Below are 18,178 nucleotides of genomic sequence, written 5' to 3'. Positions count from 1 at the left end.
ATTAGCATGACAGGTAAATATGTAGTTTCTATAGAAGATAATAGCAGTGATCTTCTTTTAATGAAACGTATATTTGATAAAGAAATTAAAGGTTGCGATTTGCAACATATAGGTGACGGGGAGAACGCTATTGAGATCTTAGAGTCAGAAGATTGTAAGCATAACCCGCCATCTCTAATACTGCTTGATATAAAATTACCTAAAAAAAATGGACTTGAGGTTTTACGCTTCATTAGGTCAGTGAAAATTTATGATAATGTACCCGTGGTTATACTGAGCTCCTCAGATATTCCAGATGAGATTCAAAAAGCATACAAGCTGGGTGTTAACAGCTTTGTAGAGAAGCCGAAGAATTATCCTGAATTTAGACGTCAATTGCCTGCAATTGTCAACTTTTGGTTAAAATTTAATATTAGTTAGTATGATTGAAGAGCACATAAATTTATTATTAGTAGAAGATAATAAGACAGACGTTGAATTGATAAAAAGGCAGATAGGCAAAGTTTTGTCTAGTTCTTCAATTCAGGTTTCTAATAATATAACAGAGATAGAACAAATACTTACCAGAGGTAACCTGGATATGGTTCTCTGTGATTACAATTTGCCGGGATTTAATGGTCTGGATGTTTTAGAACTAGCACAATCTGTTAATCCAGATGTTATGTTTGTTTTCTTAACGGGGACCATAAATGATGAAGAACTGGCTGCAAATACCATTTTAAGTGGGGCATCGGGTTATATTCTCAAAAAGAACATGCCTATTTTGAGCAACAAATTGTCGCCCTATTTTAATGCAATTGTAAATAACAAGCCGCTTCTTAATCCTGTACGACAGCGAATAATGAATAGTAAAAAGCTGGTAAGCGATATAGAGCGATTCTTAGAGAATTTTTCTAAAGAAAACTTGTCTCATAAAGACGGTATGCGTAAAATACAGCAGGATATAGCACGATTAAAAGCAGGATATGATACTAGAAAACCTAAAGAAGAGAACTGAAAAACTTCACAGAGAAGTAGAGGCAGATAATCTTGCAAAATACATTCTTGACCATACGATTACCAGATCTCAATATGCTAATTTACTGCTGGCAAACTTTGTGGCGTATAACGCGATTGAGACTAAAGCACAGAAAAACAAGTATTTGTTGCCAACTTCATTGATGCAATTTGCTGACGAAGCAAAAAGCACAGCGCTTAGAACTGATTTAAAACAATTGGGAATTGCTACAAATCCTGAATTGTTAACAGCTGATTTTGAAATCAACTCGTTGTCTCAACTTATTGGGATGATATATGTAAGTGAAGGTTCTATGATGGGCGGTATGCTAATTGCCCGGCATCTTGACAAATGTGAAAATCTTGATTCTCAACTTGAGCATCATTTCTTTAATGGTAAAACCAAAGATATTCTCAATAGATGGAAATCTTTTACTGCTGCAGTCAATGAAGTCGTTTTTACTGAAGAAGAAATAGATAAAGCAGTAGAAACTGCGAATGCTACATTTAAACTTTTTGATGACGCATTTAAAACAGACCTTGATCTTTTACCTGCTAAATAATTATATTTTTCTGCAGGCAATAACGACAGCAGAATTATTTAGATCTGTACAAAAGAATAAATAGTCATCACCACCATCTTTTATTTTAAACTTTTTACGAATGTTTTCAACGGAAGTTTTAAAGTTACGTGTCGTGATATTAGCTTTTTTACCGCCAAATTTACCGGCTACATTTTTCTTATTAAAAGATAGTGTTTCCTGAACTTCAAAGCGTCTTCCCGGGAAATCAATTAATTCATCTGATGTATAGAGGTGAGTATTTGTATGCAGCTTTTCTAAATTAAAAGAATTGCCAATCCAGTTAAAAAGTCCCGATTTTAGGAGAGCAGCATTAGGTTCATACAGATATTTTTTAGCTAAAGCGAAAGACGCAGAACTGTCAAGAGCTTCGTGATAATTTGCGGCAGTCACTTCATTACCAGTTGAAAGGATATTTACGGTTTTTAGTACTAAATCTAAACTTTTTACACCCTGTTTCAAAATCCAAAGCAATTCTTTTACTTCGTTATTAACAGCTACAATATGAATTTCTGCTACAGCCGTTAATTCGCGCAGGCCGGCAGAGATATCTAATAATGGGCTGGTTTTTACTATTAATTGGTTAGTTTTTGATAGTAAAAGGCCGATTTTTTCAGGAATATTTGGCAAACAATCCTTCAGCATAAAGACTTTGCCTTTGCTTTCATTACGTCTTGAAGGATCTACATAGATTGTATCAAAATGTGTGGTGTTTTTTGCCAGAAAGTCTAACCCGTCACCACTCACGGTTTTTATATTATTTGCTGCTAAAACTTGAAAGTTGTGGGTTGCAATCTGCGATATCTCATCATTGAGTTCGCAATGAATTACTTCATTATTTACTTTCGAAAAGAAATAACTATCAATTCCTAATCCGCCTGTAATATCTATAAGAGACGCTCCCTTAGCAAGTGATGCTTTGTATTGAGCAGTTGCCTGTGACGATGTTTGCTCAATATTTAATTTAGGCGGGTAGTAAATAGCAGAAGTACTATACCAAATTGGTAATTTGGTTTTTGCTTTTTTTCTACCTTCTAATTGCTGAGCGAGTTCTGCTGCAGTTACATTCTCAAAAGGACTGCCAGACAGAGCAATTCCGGTAATTTCGGCATCTTCATTGTCCTTTAGATAATCCTGAACTTCTTTAGAAAATATAGCTTCGTTCAATCGCTAAAGATTTTTAGTAAGTTTTTGCACGATCTTATATTCAGACAAAAATTCTTTTGCAATCACTTTTATTGCAGTGTAACCGGGTACAGCAACCACCATCCCTAAAATACCAAATATTAGCCCGGAAATAATAATAACCAGAAATATCTCTAATGGATGTGATTTGACGCTATTGCCAAAAATTAACGGCTGATTAATAAAGTTATCTATTAACTGAGCGATACAATAGCCTATAAAAATGTAGATAAGTTTAGGTAAAATCACGCTCTCAAAATCGGCTGTAAAGTACCCAGAAATGACTAAAAGCAGCATTAAAACGCCTCCAACAACCGGCCCAATGTAGGGCACAACATTGAGCATCGCGCAAAATAGCGCTATAGCGAAAGCATTGGGAATCTGGAAGCTTATTAGCAGAATTGAATAAATAACAAATAGAATTAGCAACTGTAAAAAGATGCCAATAAAATAACGCGAAAGTAAATGCTTGGTCTTATGAAAAACATGCCTGAATTTTGATTCTTCACCCGTATTTGCAAAAACCAGAAAGCTATCAAGTAAAAGCCTGCTGTCCTTAAGAAAAAAGAAAGAAATAAATATTACTGAAAGTAAGCCAACTATCAACGAACTCATATTTCCCAGAATTCCGTTTATGAAAAGAGGAATTACTGATATGTCAAAATTCTTTATAAAATCAGATTGCCTTAATCCTTCTATTAAAGTTACCTGATCAACCCCTAAAGACTGGCTAAGCTCAACATTTAAACGGTTAACGTTATGTTTAACTTCTTCAAAATTAATTTGACTTATATGCGCACTTTGATCAATAAGAATGGGTATAAAAAGAGATAGAATACCGGCAATAATAGCGATCACAATAAGAATTGTAGTGACAGCTGCGGCTGCATCGCTAAACCTGAGCCGTTCTTTTAGAAAATTCACTATAGGTCGTCCTACCAGGGATATAACTGCTGCAATGGCTATAAATGCTATAACCGCCTGAATTTTATATATGAGATAGAGTAGAAGTACAATTCCTGCAACTATGCCTAAAGCACGTAAAATTCCGTAAGCGATGATTTTAGATTTGGGGTGCATGCTGTGGTTGTGTTAGTTTATATAAAGCAATTGCGCAGGCGTGACCTACATTCATGCTGCTGTTATTACCATACATAGGGATGTGGGTAATATGATCAAGAATTTTTAAAAGTGAAGATGAGATGCCCATACTTTCACTGCCTATTATTAGTGCTATTTTCTTAAGAGGCTGTATATTTAAATCTTCCAGAGGTAGGCTGTTTGTGGTAATTTCTAATCCTATTGTTGTAAAACCTGCAGTGATCAGTTCTTTTACCAGCTCTTCTGCGCTCTCGTGGTTTGTATAGCGTATATTTTTATCTGCAGAACGTGCTGTACGTTTAAATCTATTTCCTTCAAAATTGATATTTGCATTACAGAAATAAACACTTTCTACACCAAAAGCTTCTGCCAATCTAATGAGTCCGCCGGCATTTGCCGGACTTTCAACACCATCACAAACAAGAACTACCGAAGAAGATAATTCGGCATTTTTAATTTCGTGATGTTGCAATTGCTTAGTTTGTGAAGGCATACTTGACTATGTTTGCTCCCATTTGTAAAGCTTTAAGCCTAACATCTTCAGGGTCATTATGTACTTCAGGATTTTCCCAGCCGTCACCAAGGTCGCATTCGTAGGTATAAAGCAGCACCAATCTGCCATCTTTAAAAATACCAAAAGCCTGAGGGCGTTTGCCATCATGCTCGTGTATTTTAGGCAGGCCTTCAGGAAAAGAGAACACAGCTGAAAATATAGGATGATCTGCCGGGAGTTCTATCAGTTCTTCGTTAGGGAAAAGTTTTTTTATCTCAGGTCTTATATATTGATCCATTCCGTAATTATCATCAATATATAAAAAACCACCACTCTCGAGGTAGTTTCTCAAATTGGTTACTGCCTGTTCAGAAAAGAAAACATTGCCATGACCCGTCATGTGAACCAGCGGATATTGCATTATACCTACATCTGTAGCTTCGATAGAAATATTTTTTTCGCCCAGAGCGGTATGAATATTCTTGTTGCAAAATTTTGCCAGATTAGGCAAAGAAGTAGGATTTGCATACCAATCACCGCCACCCGAATATTGTAAGACAGCCACTTCCTGACCTAAAACAGTCAAGGGGTTAAAACAACACAGAAAAATTAAAAAGATAAATTTGTAAACCTTCAATTTAAATGGGGATTTTGCAGATAACGAAAATAAAGTTTTTCTGGGCAACTAGCTAATATACTTCAATAAACAACATTTTTAAATCTATCAAAATTATATAAAAATAACCCTGATTTTGGTGAGAATTCAAACAGTCAGGGCTATTGAATTAGTAGTTATTTATAGAATAATGATTAACGAAGATTTTGCTATTTTCGCATCATGGCGGTGAATAAGAATGGATATCTGGAACAAATAATACCAGTGCTTGCTGTTAAAGATGTGCTGGAGTCGCTTGAATTTTATGTTCAGAAATTGGGTTTTACACTTGTTTTTGTGAATGAAGAAAGAAAACCGCTTTATGCTGTCTTACGACGAAATAATGTAGCAATTCACTTGCAGTGGCATGCTCCTGAATACTGGACTGCCTTTAACAATAAACCCAGAATAAGAATACAGGTACAGGCGATAGATGACCTTTTTGAAGAATATAGATTAAAAGGCGTTTTTCACAATCACACCGCCCTGGAAGAAAAACCGTGGGGAACAACTGAATTTTCATTTTATGATCCCTCACAAAATGTTCTTATTTTCTACCAGATACATTAAAAAAGCCTTCAAATTGAAGGCTTTTAATTTCCCTTGCGGGTTTTATACTTTATAGCTTTTCGCGAAAAGCAAACAATTTTCCGCTATTTTGAGATACGTATTATTCTACTGAAGCTTTTTCTTTTAAAGGAATTTGATGTCTTAACAGATCATCAAAAGTTTCTCGTTCTCGTATTAAGCGGGCTTCTCCATTAATAAAGAGAACTTCTGCAGGGCGATAACGCGAGTTGTAATTACTTGCCATTGTAAAGCAGTAAGCACCGGCATTGCTAAAGGCAAGAATATCACCTTCGGCTATTTCTGGTATGCGTCTGTTGTTTGCAAAAGTATCTGTCTCACAGATATAACCCACAACCGAATAGAAGCGCTCACGTCCCTTTGGGTTGCTCAAATTATCAATATGATGTTGAGAACCGTAAAGCATAGGGCGTATTAAATGATTAAAACCACTATCAACCTGTGCAAAAACGGTTGACGTTGTTTGTTTTACCACGTTTACCTGTACTAAAAATTTACCTGCTTCACTTACAAGAAATTTCCCTGGTTCAAAAGTAAGGGTGAGTGGTTTGCCGTACTCTTTCGCGAAAGCGTTGAAGCGGCTTCCCAGTTTTTCACCTAGTTCTTCGATATTTGTCTCAATATCGCCGGTTTTATAAGGCACTTTAAATCCGCTGCCAAAATCTATAAAATCAAGATCTTCAAAATGTTTAGCGGTATCAAATAATATTTCTGCGGCATACAAGAAAACATCAATGTCTAAGATGTCGCTACCTGTGTGCATGTGAATCCCGTTAACGTGCATTCCCGTGTTTTTCACAATGCGTAAAAGATGCGGAATCTGATGTATTGAAATTCCGAATTTACTATCGATGTGGCCTACAGAAATGTTGGTATTTCCGCCAGCCATTACATGTGGATTTATGCGCACACAAACAGGAACTGAAGGATGCTTTGTGCCAAACTGTTCTAAAATAGAAAGGTTATCTATATTGATCTGCACACCTAATTTAGAAACTTCTTCTATCTCTCTAAGAGATACACCGTTAGGAGTAAAAATGATGCGATGTGGTTCTACACCGGCAGCAAGACCCAATTTTACTTCTTGTATAGAAACTGTGTCCAGACCTGCGCCCAGATCGTGCAATAGCTGTAGAACAGCTATATTAGTTAAAGCTTTTACTGCATAATTTATGCGTAAGTTCTTGACCTTTTTAAAAGCACTGGTAAGACGTTTATACTGATTTTCTATTTTTTCAGCATCATAAACATACACAGGGCTGCCGTAGTCGTGGGCAATTTTTAAAAGGTCATTTGTATTCATAACTTGCTTTTTGCTTTAAACGCACAAATCTAGCATAGAAATACTATTTAAAAACCCAATAGAGTTAAAAATTGCCAAATAGAACCTCATTATTGCAGAAATATAAGTTTTGGCGTAACTTTTTTATAATTTTAATCCTTTAGAGAGTAATCTTTGAGACCTGCCTTATTGCAAAGAAGTATTTCCCATTAATATGAAATGGGCCTGTCTTGAGGTTTAATTTTTTAAAATTTAATATCATGACCGAAACGCTTGCCATGTTCCCCTTAGAATTAGTTGTTTTTCCTGAGGAAAAGCTGGCGCTGCATATTTTTGAAGATCGCTACCAGCAGCTTATTGCAGATTGTGAAAATGAATCTATAACTTTTGGAATTCCCGCTTACATAAATAAAAAAATGCTGTTTGGCACCGAAGTCAAACTTGACCGTATCGTCAAGCGATATGAATCTGGTGCAAGCGATATTGTATGTGAGGGTTTACGAGTTTTTCAAATACAGTCTTTTTATAATAATCTGGGCGATAAATTATACGCAGGCGGTACGATTAAAATGCTAAATAATACAGAAGACGGCACAATGTTGCAACGCAGACGGTTTTTAACTCTCGTGCAGGAATTGTATAAGGCTCTTGATGTTACTCTGCCTACTTTTGATCCGCTATTGATCACTAGTTATTCATTTGCACATAAAATAGGTTTGGCACTTGAGCAGGAACATAAACTGCTTCAATTTGAATCTGAATCTGATCGTTTTGCTTTTCTTATAGATCATCTTTCGGTTACAATACCGGTAATAAGAGAGATCAATCGCACTAAAGAATTGATAAAAATGAATGGTCATTTTAAGAATTTTGATCCGCTTGATTTTACAGATTTTAAACTTGAAGATTTTTAAAAATCGGTCTACAGTTTCAAATACCTCCTTTTTCAAGGTCAATATCTCACCAAAACATCAATAAACATTAGTAAGGTTACCCTGAAATAGTTACTTTTGTTCAGCAATTTTCAAAATTTTAGAAACGCCTGATTATGAATTTACACGAATATCAAGGAAAGGAAATATTAAACAGTTTTGGGGTGCGCATACAGCGCGGAATAGTAGCAACTACGCCAGAAGAGGCGGTAGATGCTGCAAAAAAATTAACTGAAGAAACCGGTACCGGCTGGCATGTGATTAAAGCACAGGTTCATGCAGGTGGTCGTGGAAAAGGTGGCGGTGTAAAACTTGCAAAAAACCTTCAGGAAGTTTCTAAGATAGCAGGTGAAATAATAGGGATGAACCTTGTTACACCTCAAACCTCTGCAGAAGGTAAAAAAGTACATCAGGTTTTAATTGCAGAAGATGTGTATTATCCTGGTGACAGCGAGCCTGATGAATTTTACATGTCTGTATTGCTTAACCGCGGTACTGGTAAGAATATGATCATGTATTCTACCGAAGGTGGTATGGATATTGAAGAAGTAGCAGAGAAAACACCACATTTAATATATCATGAAGAGGTTGATCCTGCAGTAGGTTTAATGCCTTTTCAAGCACGTCGCATTGCCTTTAATTTAGGATTAAGCGGTGGCGCATTTAAAGAAATGACAAAATTTGTAATGTCTCTTTATGAGGCATATAGCAAGTCTGATTCATCACTTTTTGAGATCAACCCTGTTCTTAAAACAAGTGATGACAAAATAATGGCAGTAGATGCTAAGGTTTCTCTTGATGATAATGCACTTTTTCGTCATAAGGATTATGCTGCAATGCGTGATGTACGTGAGGAGAATGCGGTAGAAGTAGAAGCAAAAGCTGCTGGTCTTAATTATGTAGATCTTGATGGTAATGTAGGTTGTATGGTAAATGGCGCAGGTCTTGCCATGGCAACGATGGATCTTATTAAGCAAGCGGGTGGTGAACCGGCTAACTTTCTTGATGTAGGTGGTACTGCAGACGCAGAACGTGTTGAAACTGCTTTTAAGTTGATACTTAAAGATCCTAATGTAAAAGCGATTCTTGTAAATATCTTTGGTGGTATTGTAAGATGTGATCGTGTAGCTCAGGGTATTGTAGATGCTTATAAGAACATGGGTAATATAGAAGTGCCTATTATTGTAAGACTACAGGGTACAAATGCAGATATCGCTAAAGAATTAATAGATAATAGCGGTCTGGATGTGCAAAGTGCAATAGAATTTCAGGAAGCAGCAGATAAAGTGCATGCAGTTCTAGCATAAACCCATTAACATAAAATTTTAGAAAACCTCTGGAGAAATCCGGAGGTTTTTTTATGCACTGCTGTTTTTTTATTAAAGCATGTAGAATCTTCTAGTAAATTTTCTGAAAAAGAATCGAGATAAATGTAACATTTCAATTTTTGGTTTGTCTTTTTTAAAAGCTAACCAATGAGATTTACACCACTTTTAATTTTCATCTTTTTCATAACAGGAATTTTACCGGCGCAGGAAACAGACAGTATTTCGCGTAAAAAAATCACAATCACACGAACTTCGGTAAGTCCAAAAATTGATGGAAATCTTGATGATGAAGCGTGGAAAAACGCCTCTTTAGCTACAAATTTCGTCGAAAGAGTACCAAATAACGGGATTCCTATTCCTGATAGTTTAAAGACCGAAGTGAAAATAGTTTATGACGATCTGGGAATTTATTTTGGTGCTACGATGTATGATCCTCATATTGAAGATATTTTAACAGAACTTACCGAAAGAGATGACATTGGTAATGATGACTTTTTCTTCATCTTACTCAATGGTTATAATGACAGGCAACAAAGTTTACAGTTTATTGTTACTGCTGCAGGAGTGCAGTATGATGCAAAAATGACCAATGATAATGAGGATTCTTCGTGGAATGGTGTCTGGTACAGTGCAGTAGATATTAAAGAAGACCGCTGGGTCGCTGAAATGTTTATACCTTATTCTGAGTTGCGTTTTCCTAAAAAAGACGTGCAGGAATGGGGACTGAATATGGAGCGCGAATTAAGACGTACGCGTACACGCTATAGCTGGAGTCCTGTAGATAATCAGAAAGGTTCTTTCTCAATTTATGATGGCGAGGTTTATGGAATAGAAAATATAAAAACGCCTACACGATTATCTTTTCAGCCGTATGTTTCTACATATGTTACAGATTATGATGGTGATACAGAGTTGAATGTAAATGGCGGTATGGATCTAAAATATGGTATAAACGATGCGTTTACGCTAGATATGATACTCATACCAGATTTTGGCCAAACCAAATTTGATGATGCCGTATTAAATCTTTCGGCTTTTGAAGTACAATATAACGAGCGCAGACCATTTTTTACAGAAGGAACAGAGCTCTTTAGCATAGGAGATATGTTCTATTCGCGAAGAGTGGGAGGTGCGCCTTCCGGCAGAATTGATCTGGCGCCTAACGAGGAGTTTTTGTTGTACCCCTCGTCTGTAGATCTTATTAATGCGCTTAAGATATCTGGCCGCACAGACAAAGGTTTAGGTGTGGGTTTCTTTAATGCAATAACTGAGCGTACATTGGTTAAAATAAATAATATTGAGACTAACGAAGTGCGAAAAGCGGTTGTAGAGCCATTTACTAATTATAACGTTCTGGTACTTGATCAGCGTTTTGGTGACAATTCATCAGTTTCTATGGTGAATACAAATGTTATGCGTGAGGGCGATTTTACAGATGCTAATGCAACTGGTCTCTACGCAAATATTACAAATAAGAAAAATACGCTTAGATATTGGGCAAGTACAGAAGGAAGTTGGGTTGTTTCAGATGTGACGAAATTTGGTGTGGAAGCTCAAGCCGGAATTTCAAAAATAAATGGAAAACATCGCATTTCGACAGAAGTCAATCTAAGAACTAAAGATTATGATATTAATGATCTGGGTTATTCTACCCGTACAAATCGCATTAATTATTACGGCTATTATGGATACCGCTATTTGCAGCCAAAGGGATTTTTAAACAATCTATATCTCAATTTTAATCTTAATTATGACAGGCGTCTTGATCCCGGTTTGTACAGCAATTTCCTTTTTAATTTCAATTCTAGTTTTACAACGAAAGATTTTTTTAGTTTTGGCGGTGGTTTTGAAACCACACCATTTAAAACCAATGATATTTATGAGCCGCGTGTAGATGGGCGCTTTGTAGAAATACCATCCTATTACAATCCGTGGATATGGCTCAATACAGATTATCGTAAAAAGGTCGCGATTGAATTTGTGTTTGACTGGTATAAATACAATGAGCAGGGCAGGGGCCAATTAAATGTCAACTTTCTCACGACCTACAGAGCTTCAGATCAATTTAGAATAACGTATTCTATCAATAACAATTTTTCTGATAAGGAACAGGGTTTTGTGAATTTTCAAGATGATGCGATCATATTCGGTCAGCGTTACAGAAATACAATTACAAATTCATTAGAGTCAAAATACATCTTTAATAATACAATGGCTTTAAATCTGGCTTTTAGACATTACTATACAGATGTAGAGTACAGTAAATTTTACGACTTACAAGATAACGGAAGCCTTGTAGTTAATGATTATGGTAACAATCACAACACGACCTACAACAGCTGGAATATAGACTTAAGATTTTCATGGTGGTTTGCTCCCGGTAGTCAGGTTTCTATACTTTACAGAAATGCAATAGAGAGTTACTTGCCAGAATCTGGTCAAAAATTCAATACTAATTTTCAATATTTATTTGATCAGCCTATGTTGAATAGTCTGTCGCTAAGAGTAAGCTATTATCTTAATTACAATAGGATAAAAAACTGGCTGGGGCCAAAAGAAACAATAGATACACCGCGGGAGCGGGATTTACGTTCTGGTAAAGTTGCGAGTAATTCAATATTCGAAAGACATTTTTAGATATTTCGTAAACAAGGATGAAAAATCGAGTAAATACCTATGAAAATCGGATTATTTAGGGGATAAAATGGATGTTAATTAGGGTTTTTCCGGGATAAAATCGCGTTTTCCTCCTTACATTTATATATCGATTTGGTAGTGTTCTTTTAAACTGGATTACTACTTAATTGAATAGTTTTGAAATAAATATTTGTGGTATAAAATTGAATTTTAAATTGAGAAAATTCAGGAACAAATTCTCTAATCAGGAATTATATCATAAACGAACTGAAACGTTAAAAAACGTTAAAATTTAAATTAGACTGTAACTAAAGCTTTGCTAATCAGTCTTATTAGTAACATCAATCTTTAATCAAACAATTATGAAAACAATGCAAACACTGCTGTTAGCCTTAGCATTAACAGGAAGCAGCGCGATCTTCGCAACAACAACAGAACCAACAACAGATGACAAACCTGTTAAACCAGTAACAATTAATACTGAGGTGGGAAAAATGCTCGACAAGCATAAATTTGATTTCAAAAATGACGTCGAAACAATGGTGACATTTACAGTAAACAAAGAAAATGAAATCGTTGTATTAGAAGTAAAAACTGATGATCCACAAGTTGAGACTTACATCAAGTCACGCCTTAATTATCAAAAATTAACTAGTCCTACTAAAAAGAACATAAATTATTTTATGCCTGTCAAATTAGAAAAACTTAATTAGTTAGTCAATTGTTCTTGAATTTTGGAAAGACCGGTCAGCAATGGTCGGTCTTTCTATTTTTGACAAAATGACATCTGTAATTGCGCTAAAACAGACAAATAGTCTGTTTATTTTAGCTGGTATTTAAATTGCTAATAGACAATTGTAAAATTAAAAGTCAAATTTAAAACTTACAGATATGAGCTTAATTAAGAGAACAAACGAAAACTGGTTGCCATCAATTTTTGATGATATGTTTAAAACAGATTGGTTAGGAGGGACAAGTAATGTCAATAACATAGGCGTTAGTATTCCTGCTGTAAACATTGTAGAAAGAGATGACAGCTTTGAGGTTGCAGTAGCAGCTCCCGGCAAAGAGAAAGAAGATTTTAATATTGAATTAGATAATGATGTCTTGACTATCTCTGCCGAAGAAAGACATGAAAATGAAACTGCTGATGATAAAGGCAGATTCACACGTAGAGAATTTAGCTACAGCACTTTTAAACGCGCATTTAGCCTTCCTGAAAGTGTAGAGAGTGAAAAAATAAGTGCAAATTATTTAAATGGTGTACTTAACATCTCTATCCCTAAGAAAGAAGAAGCAAAGGTACAGGCAAAAAGATTAATAGAAATTGCCTAAGCTTGATGTAATTACTGAAGAAAAAAGACCTGCATTGCAGGTCTTTTTTTATGCGATCTTTTAAGATCAAGAGTTTTGACACATTCTACTAGATATAGATTTGCTTAATTTCTTTTTAGCGTTAAGCTTTTAATATCTAAAAATCTCAATGTTTTAACCGATTTTATGCCTTAAAAGCCGATTTTAAGCGAGTTCTTTAGCCTTTTCCTGCAAGCTTTTTATTTGATCTCTCAATCTGGCAGCTTCCATAAAATCGAGTTCTTTTGCAGCTGTCTCCATAGATTTTCTGGTATCTCGTATCATTTTTTCCAGTTGACCTTTGCTCATATAAGCAGTGTCTGGCTCTGCAGCTAAACCTGAAAGTTCTGCAGCTTCAACCTTATATTTTTCTTTTTTCGCTAAAGCATTATTAAGCGATTTTTTAATCGCCATTGGGGTAAGATTATGTTTTGTATTGTAATCGATCTGTTTCTGTCTGCGATATTCTGAGGCATCTATTGTCTCCTGCATACTTCGCGTGATCTTGTCTGCATACATGATTGCCTTACCATTTATATTACGCGCAGCTCTACCAATGGTTTGCGTCAGGGAGCGATTACTTCTTAAGAAACCTTCTTTGTCTGCATCTAGAATCGCTACGAGCGAAACTTCAGGAAGATCCAGCCCTTCACGCAATAAGTTAACACCTACGAGTACATCAAAAATACCTTCGCGTAGTTCCTGCATGATCTCTACACGCTCAAGCGTATCAACATCTGAGTGTATGTATCGTGTACGAATGTCTATACGGGTTAGGTATTTGGTAAGCTCTTCCGCCATTCTCTTGGTAAGCGTTGTCACCAGCGTACGCTCATCTTTTTCTACTCGTTTATTTATTTCTTCAATAAGATCATCTATCTGGTTTAAACTTGGCCGCACTTCTACAATAGGATCAAGAAGTCCTGTAGGTCTTATAATTTGCTCAACATACGTTCCTTCAGACTTCTGCAATTCATAATCTGCAGGGGTTGCACTTACATAGATAACCTGATTTTGCAGTGCTTCAAATTCTTCAAATTTAAGGGGTCTGTTATCCATAGCTGCAGGAAGTCTAAAACCGTACTCTACCAGATTTTCTTTCCTGCTCCTATCGCCACCATACATCGCACTTACCTGCGAGACTGTAACGTGACTTTCATCAACCACCATTAAAAAGTCATCAGGAAAATAATCTAAAAGACAGAAGGGGCGTGTACCGGGTTCTCTGCCGTCCAGATAACGCGAATAGTTTTCAATACCTGAACAATAACCGAGTTCTCTAATCATCTCAAGGTCAAAATTAGTACGTTCTTCCAGGCGTTTTGCCTCTAAGTGTTTTCCTATTTCCTTAAAATATTCTACTTGTTTGCCCAGATCAATACTTATCTGGTCAATAGCTCCCTGCAAGCGATGCGGACTCGTAACAAACATGTTTGCCGGGTAAATATTAAGCCTTTCAGTTTTCGCAAGAACCTCGTTAGTTAGCGGATCAAAAGATTCTATTTCTTCAATTTCATCACCAAAGAAATGAATACGATATGCATTGTCTGCATAACCGGGAAACACATCTACGGTGTCTCCTTTTATTCTAAAATTACCACGGTTAAAATCTGCTTCAGTACGGCTGTACAAACTCTGTACAAGTCGTTTTAGCAGCTGCGTACGGCTAATGATTTCATCGGTTTTAATGGAAACCACATTCTTCTGAAATTCAACAGGATTACCAATACCATACAAACAGGAAACTGAAGCAACCACAAGTACATCACGTCTACCGGAAAGCAGAGCGGATGTTGCACTAAGACGCAATTTTTCTATCTCTTCATTTATAGAAAGATCTTTCTCGATATAAGTTCCCGATGTAGGAATGTAAGCTTCCGGTTGATAATAATCGTAATACGACACAAAATACTCAACAGCATTTTCAGGAAAAAATGCCTTGAACTCACTATAAAGCTGGGCGGCGAGAGTCTTGTTGTGTGCTAAGACAAGCGTGGGTTTTTGTACGCGCTCAACAACATTAGCAACAGTAAAGGTTTTACCACTTCCTGTTACACCTAAAAGAGTTTGATATCTTTCTTTTGCATTTAAGCCTTCAACTAACTGTTTAATAGCTTCGGGTTGATCCCCGGTGGGTAAAAAATCTGATACAATATTGAATTTCAAGTCGCCGTGTTTTAAAGCAAAATTACGCTATTTTAAAGTGTATAGGAAACGTTGAAGAAAGCCCGCCAGATAATTAACGCCTTATTAAGACAAATATTCGGTTTACCGCTTTAATGTAAAGTGACCTTTAAAATCTCTTCCATCTTTAAGCGAAACTTGAAACCAATAATCATCTGTAGGCATCAGCTTACCACGATAAGTGCCGTCCCAGCCTTCACCTTCAGGATCCAGCTGAATTAAAAGTTTACCAAACCTGTCATAGATAAATATTCTGTCAATTTCATATTCAGGATCGTCATAAGTGTATGGAAGCCATAAGTCGTGATAACCGTCATTATTGGGTGTGAAGTATTGAGGAATACCAAAAACAGTCAAGTTATATTCACTCACGTCACAGCCATTTGTATCTTTTGCATATACTATGTGTTCACCATATGGGACATTTGTAAATACAGGAGATTCCTGATATGACCCATTTATATAGTCAAGCGCATATAATGTTTGCGATACTGTATTGTTTACATGAACAGTAAGTGTGGTGCTTTTACCATCAAAATCTTGATTTATATCAGAAATTATGGGTGCCGTTGTTGATTGAATATTAAAATCTATTATCGCAGCGCAATCTAATTCGGGATCACTTATAGTTAAGGTATACATACCAATACTGTCTATTACAATTGTGGGTGTATTCTCTCCTGTATTCCAGTTTAACTCATAATTTGATGCAGAGTTAATAGAAATAATATCGCCTATTTCAATAGGAAAATCGGCTGCACACACATTTTTTTCAACAGCATTCACAAAGTTTGGGAATGATTTTAATTCTAAATCAATCTTACCGAAACCATAGCATATATTTTCATCTTCTGCACGAATATATACAGTTCTGGGCTCAGAAGTATAATCTGCCGGTAAAGGGTTTTCACCAAAGGCGGCATCATCTTCATTTGTGTGAAAGGTCAAATTGATCGCCGCATCAAGATTAAGCTCTTGTTTAATTTTAGCTTCTATATTCACAAAGTTGAAGTTTCCCTTACCATCACCAAAATCGCATTCCTTTACAGGCGAAGGATTTATAGATATACTTTCTGTCGTTTTTAATTTTATTTCTGTGATGTCGTAACAACTCGTGCCACCACCTACGACCTTTGCGTATAAGATCTGGTCTGGTTCTTTGTTTGTATAAATATTATCCAGAGATTCTTCATTATTCTCATCATCGAGTGCATTCTGTAACTGCTCGTAAAAATAAACCTGTAATGAATTTTGACCTGCAGTTAAATAATCTCTTGCCAACAAAAGATTGAAAGTAGTGAGACCATCTGCTGCCTTGTCAATATCACATTGTCTAAGGACAAAATCTTCAGTAAGATCTGGAATTTTGACTATCTCTATTTCTTTGCAAATAGGTTCTGAAGGAATACCATTATTAAATTTAGTAAGCACTACCGTATATGTTCCCGGTTGTTCAAAAACGTGTGAAGGATTTTCCTCTACAGAGGTAACACCATCGCCAAAATCCCATTCTACGCTATCATAATCTGTGTCTTTTATTATAAATGTTGTAGCTTCATCAAAACACGCATCCTCATAATCAAAAGTGGTATTAAATAATGATTGTATAAAAGGAGGGAGCCCTAATCGTACGAATGATGGAGATATATTAACTGAATTTGATGAATAATTACAAGCACTACCTAATTCTTCAGGGTTATTAATAACAGATAGGGAAGTATGATTTTCCGCTCCGGTTAAAGCAGGGTAGCCTGCCCGATAAATTTTACCATTTAAAGCAAGTTGTAAGGCTCCCGTAACATTATTTGAACTGTTAATTGTTGTTCTTGAAGACAGTATGTTAGAGCTGTTTAAATCAAATTGATACAATTCTCCACTTTGTACAATATCGTCAGCACTATAGGTGTTTGAAGTAATGTATAGCTTTGTGCTCTTGGGGGAAAACTCAACACCGTAAGGATATTTATTGTTGAGAATAAGTTCATCATTTGAAGCCTTTCCGGAAATGTCGTCAAAGTCGTAAAGATATACCTGTCCTGTATTTTTACTACCGGTACGTGGGCTTCCCAATGAAGTGCCTGAATAGGCTGCAGCAATTTTTTCACCGTTTGGCGAAAATTTAAGGTATCCTTTTGCTGTTATATTTACATCATTTCCATCAATAATAGGCGGGAAATTACGCGATAAAGTCGAAATTACGGGTGAAGTATTCACTCCTGAAGAACTTACATTAAATGCATAAAACTTATTTGTAAATTGAGTAAGAACCCAGTAAGATTCACAGTCTCCACTAACTACGGCAGTGATCTTTTCCGAACTTTTATACTCGCTTTCTACAGGATCGTTAGTGTTGTAAGTAATTAAATGTATATTTTTTTTGTCTGGAATTATAGCACCATAGCCATTATTTAACGACATGTCAACCTCAGAAAAATTAACACCTTCTATGGGGTCATCTTTCACATCACTATAATCTGGTTTATCAATAGTAAAAATAAAATACCTTCCGGGATTGGCAGGACGAGGCACAATAATAGCAGATTGGGTGCTTGAGACATTTCCTTTTAAACCCGTACCATTTAGCATAATTTCTCCTCTGCGATCGTATACGGTCATTCCATCAGTATAAAAAAGAGAGTTGCCGTTTCTGTCAGAAATTGAAGCGGAGCCTTCTACAGTTGCCAGATGGCCTTGTATGGGAGTAGGGTTGCCATTTCCTTCAAAATGTAAACCAGCTCTAACACCAAAATACCAGTTAGCAGCTTCTTTTTGTGCATATGACTTGAAAGAAAAAAGACTTAGTATAAGTAAAAATTGTAATAATTTCATCAGCTTTAAATATATCATAATAAAATCACTCTTA

The 18,178-nt window shown here is 36.0% G+C and carries 16 protein-coding genes; 9 read left to right on the top strand and 7 right to left on the bottom strand.

Annotated features, from left to right (window positions below; genetic code table 11):
• The first annotated feature begins 6 nt into the window (after positions 1 to 6).
• Genes ACH3PA_RS17865 through ACH3PA_RS17855 form a run of 3 tightly spaced genes read left to right on the top strand, consistent with a single transcriptional unit; the run spans position 7 to position 1,559 of the window.
• Complete coding sequence (locus tag ACH3PA_RS17865) at positions 7 to 420, top strand: response regulator (protein WP_416442560.1); 414 nt, start codon at positions 7 to 9, stop codon at positions 418 to 420.
• Position 421: 1 nt separating this feature from the next.
• Positions 422 to 997: a response regulator gene (locus ACH3PA_RS17860; protein WP_416442558.1), complete on the top strand. Its 576-nt coding sequence runs from the start codon at positions 422 to 424 to the stop codon at positions 995 to 997.
• Complete coding sequence (locus tag ACH3PA_RS17855; RefSeq protein WP_416442556.1) at positions 966 to 1,559, top strand: biliverdin-producing heme oxygenase; 594 nt, start codon at positions 966 to 968, stop codon at positions 1,557 to 1,559. The genes ACH3PA_RS17860 and ACH3PA_RS17855 overlap by 32 nt, the downstream gene beginning before the upstream one ends.
• Here the strand turns inward: ACH3PA_RS17855 and ACH3PA_RS17850 are convergent, their stop codons facing one another.
• The 4 genes from ACH3PA_RS17850 to ACH3PA_RS17835 are packed head-to-tail and all read right to left on the bottom strand — an operon-like array spanning position 1,560 to position 4,942.
• Positions 1,560 to 2,744: a class I SAM-dependent methyltransferase gene (locus tag ACH3PA_RS17850; RefSeq protein WP_416442554.1), complete on the bottom strand. Its 1,185-nt coding sequence runs from the start codon at positions 2,742 to 2,744 to the stop codon at positions 1,560 to 1,562.
• 3 nt (positions 2,745 to 2,747) lie between these two features.
• On the bottom strand, positions 2,748 to 3,842 hold the full coding sequence (locus ACH3PA_RS17845) for an AI-2E family transporter (RefSeq protein ID WP_416442552.1): 1,095 nt from the start codon (positions 3,840 to 3,842) through the stop codon (positions 2,748 to 2,750).
• On the bottom strand, positions 3,826 to 4,356 hold the full coding sequence (locus ACH3PA_RS17840) for a TrmH family RNA methyltransferase (protein ID WP_416442550.1): 531 nt from the start codon (positions 4,354 to 4,356) through the stop codon (positions 3,826 to 3,828). The genes ACH3PA_RS17845 and ACH3PA_RS17840 overlap by 17 nt, the downstream gene beginning before the upstream one ends.
• Positions 4,340 to 4,942 (bottom strand): DUF4159 domain-containing protein, encoded by a 603-nt coding sequence (locus ACH3PA_RS17835; protein WP_416442548.1) that lies wholly within the window; start codon positions 4,940 to 4,942, stop codon positions 4,340 to 4,342. Before ACH3PA_RS17835 ends, ACH3PA_RS17840 begins: the two co-directional genes overlap by 17 nt.
• A 252-nt stretch (positions 4,943 to 5,194) precedes the next feature.
• Between ACH3PA_RS17835 and ACH3PA_RS17830 the strand changes: the two genes are divergently transcribed.
• A complete protein-coding gene (locus ACH3PA_RS17830) occupies positions 5,195 to 5,581 on the top strand; it encodes a bleomycin resistance protein (RefSeq protein WP_416442546.1) in 387 nt (128 codons plus the stop codon).
• A gap of 100 nt (positions 5,582 to 5,681) precedes the next feature.
• Here the strand turns inward: ACH3PA_RS17830 and lysA are convergent, their stop codons facing one another.
• A complete protein-coding gene (gene lysA, locus ACH3PA_RS17825) occupies positions 5,682 to 6,902 on the bottom strand; it encodes a diaminopimelate decarboxylase (RefSeq protein ID WP_416442544.1) in 1,221 nt (406 codons plus the stop codon).
• Positions 6,903 to 7,141: 239 nt separating this feature from the next.
• On the opposite strand from lysA, the gene ACH3PA_RS17820 reads away from it, so the two are divergent.
• From ACH3PA_RS17820 to ACH3PA_RS17800, 5 genes are all read left to right on the top strand, one after another.
• Positions 7,142 to 7,795, top strand: coding sequence for an LON peptidase substrate-binding domain-containing protein (locus ACH3PA_RS17820; protein ID WP_416442542.1), 654 nt, complete (start codon positions 7,142 to 7,144; stop codon positions 7,793 to 7,795).
• Between the two features lie 134 nt (positions 7,796 to 7,929).
• Positions 7,930 to 9,120 carry an ADP-forming succinate--CoA ligase subunit beta gene (gene sucC, locus ACH3PA_RS17815; protein WP_416442540.1) on the top strand — a complete coding sequence of 397 codons (1,191 nt, stop codon included), beginning with the start codon at positions 7,930 to 7,932 and terminating at the stop codon, positions 9,118 to 9,120.
• 168 nt (positions 9,121 to 9,288) lie between these two features.
• Entirely contained in the window at positions 9,289 to 11,778 is a 2,490-nt protein-coding gene (locus ACH3PA_RS17810) for a DUF5916 domain-containing protein (protein ID WP_416442538.1), read from the top strand.
• Between the two features lie 362 nt (positions 11,779 to 12,140).
• Positions 12,141 to 12,491 (top strand): hypothetical protein, encoded by a 351-nt coding sequence (locus tag ACH3PA_RS17805; RefSeq protein ID WP_416442536.1) that lies wholly within the window; start codon positions 12,141 to 12,143, stop codon positions 12,489 to 12,491.
• Positions 12,492 to 12,669: 178 nt separating this feature from the next.
• On the top strand, positions 12,670 to 13,113 hold the full coding sequence (locus tag ACH3PA_RS17800; RefSeq protein ID WP_416442534.1) for an Hsp20/alpha crystallin family protein: 444 nt from the start codon (positions 12,670 to 12,672) through the stop codon (positions 13,111 to 13,113).
• Positions 13,114 to 13,296: 183 nt separating this feature from the next.
• Here the strand turns inward: ACH3PA_RS17800 and uvrB are convergent, their stop codons facing one another.
• Positions 13,297 to 15,297: an excinuclease ABC subunit UvrB gene (uvrB, locus tag ACH3PA_RS17795; protein ID WP_416442532.1), complete on the bottom strand. Its 2,001-nt coding sequence runs from the start codon at positions 15,295 to 15,297 to the stop codon at positions 13,297 to 13,299.
• A gap of 102 nt (positions 15,298 to 15,399) precedes the next feature.
• Positions 15,400 to 18,144 carry a T9SS type B sorting domain-containing protein gene (locus ACH3PA_RS17790; protein WP_416442530.1) on the bottom strand — a complete coding sequence of 915 codons (2,745 nt, stop codon included), beginning with the start codon at positions 18,142 to 18,144 and terminating at the stop codon, positions 15,400 to 15,402.
• Positions 18,145 to 18,178 lie beyond the last annotated feature (34 nt).

Origin of the sequence: Leeuwenhoekiella sp. A2 (genome assembly GCF_047946655.1) — a bacterium.
GTDB lineage: Bacteria > Bacteroidota > Bacteroidia > Flavobacteriales > Flavobacteriaceae > Leeuwenhoekiella.
This window is presented reverse-complemented; position numbering and strand designations above follow the sequence as displayed.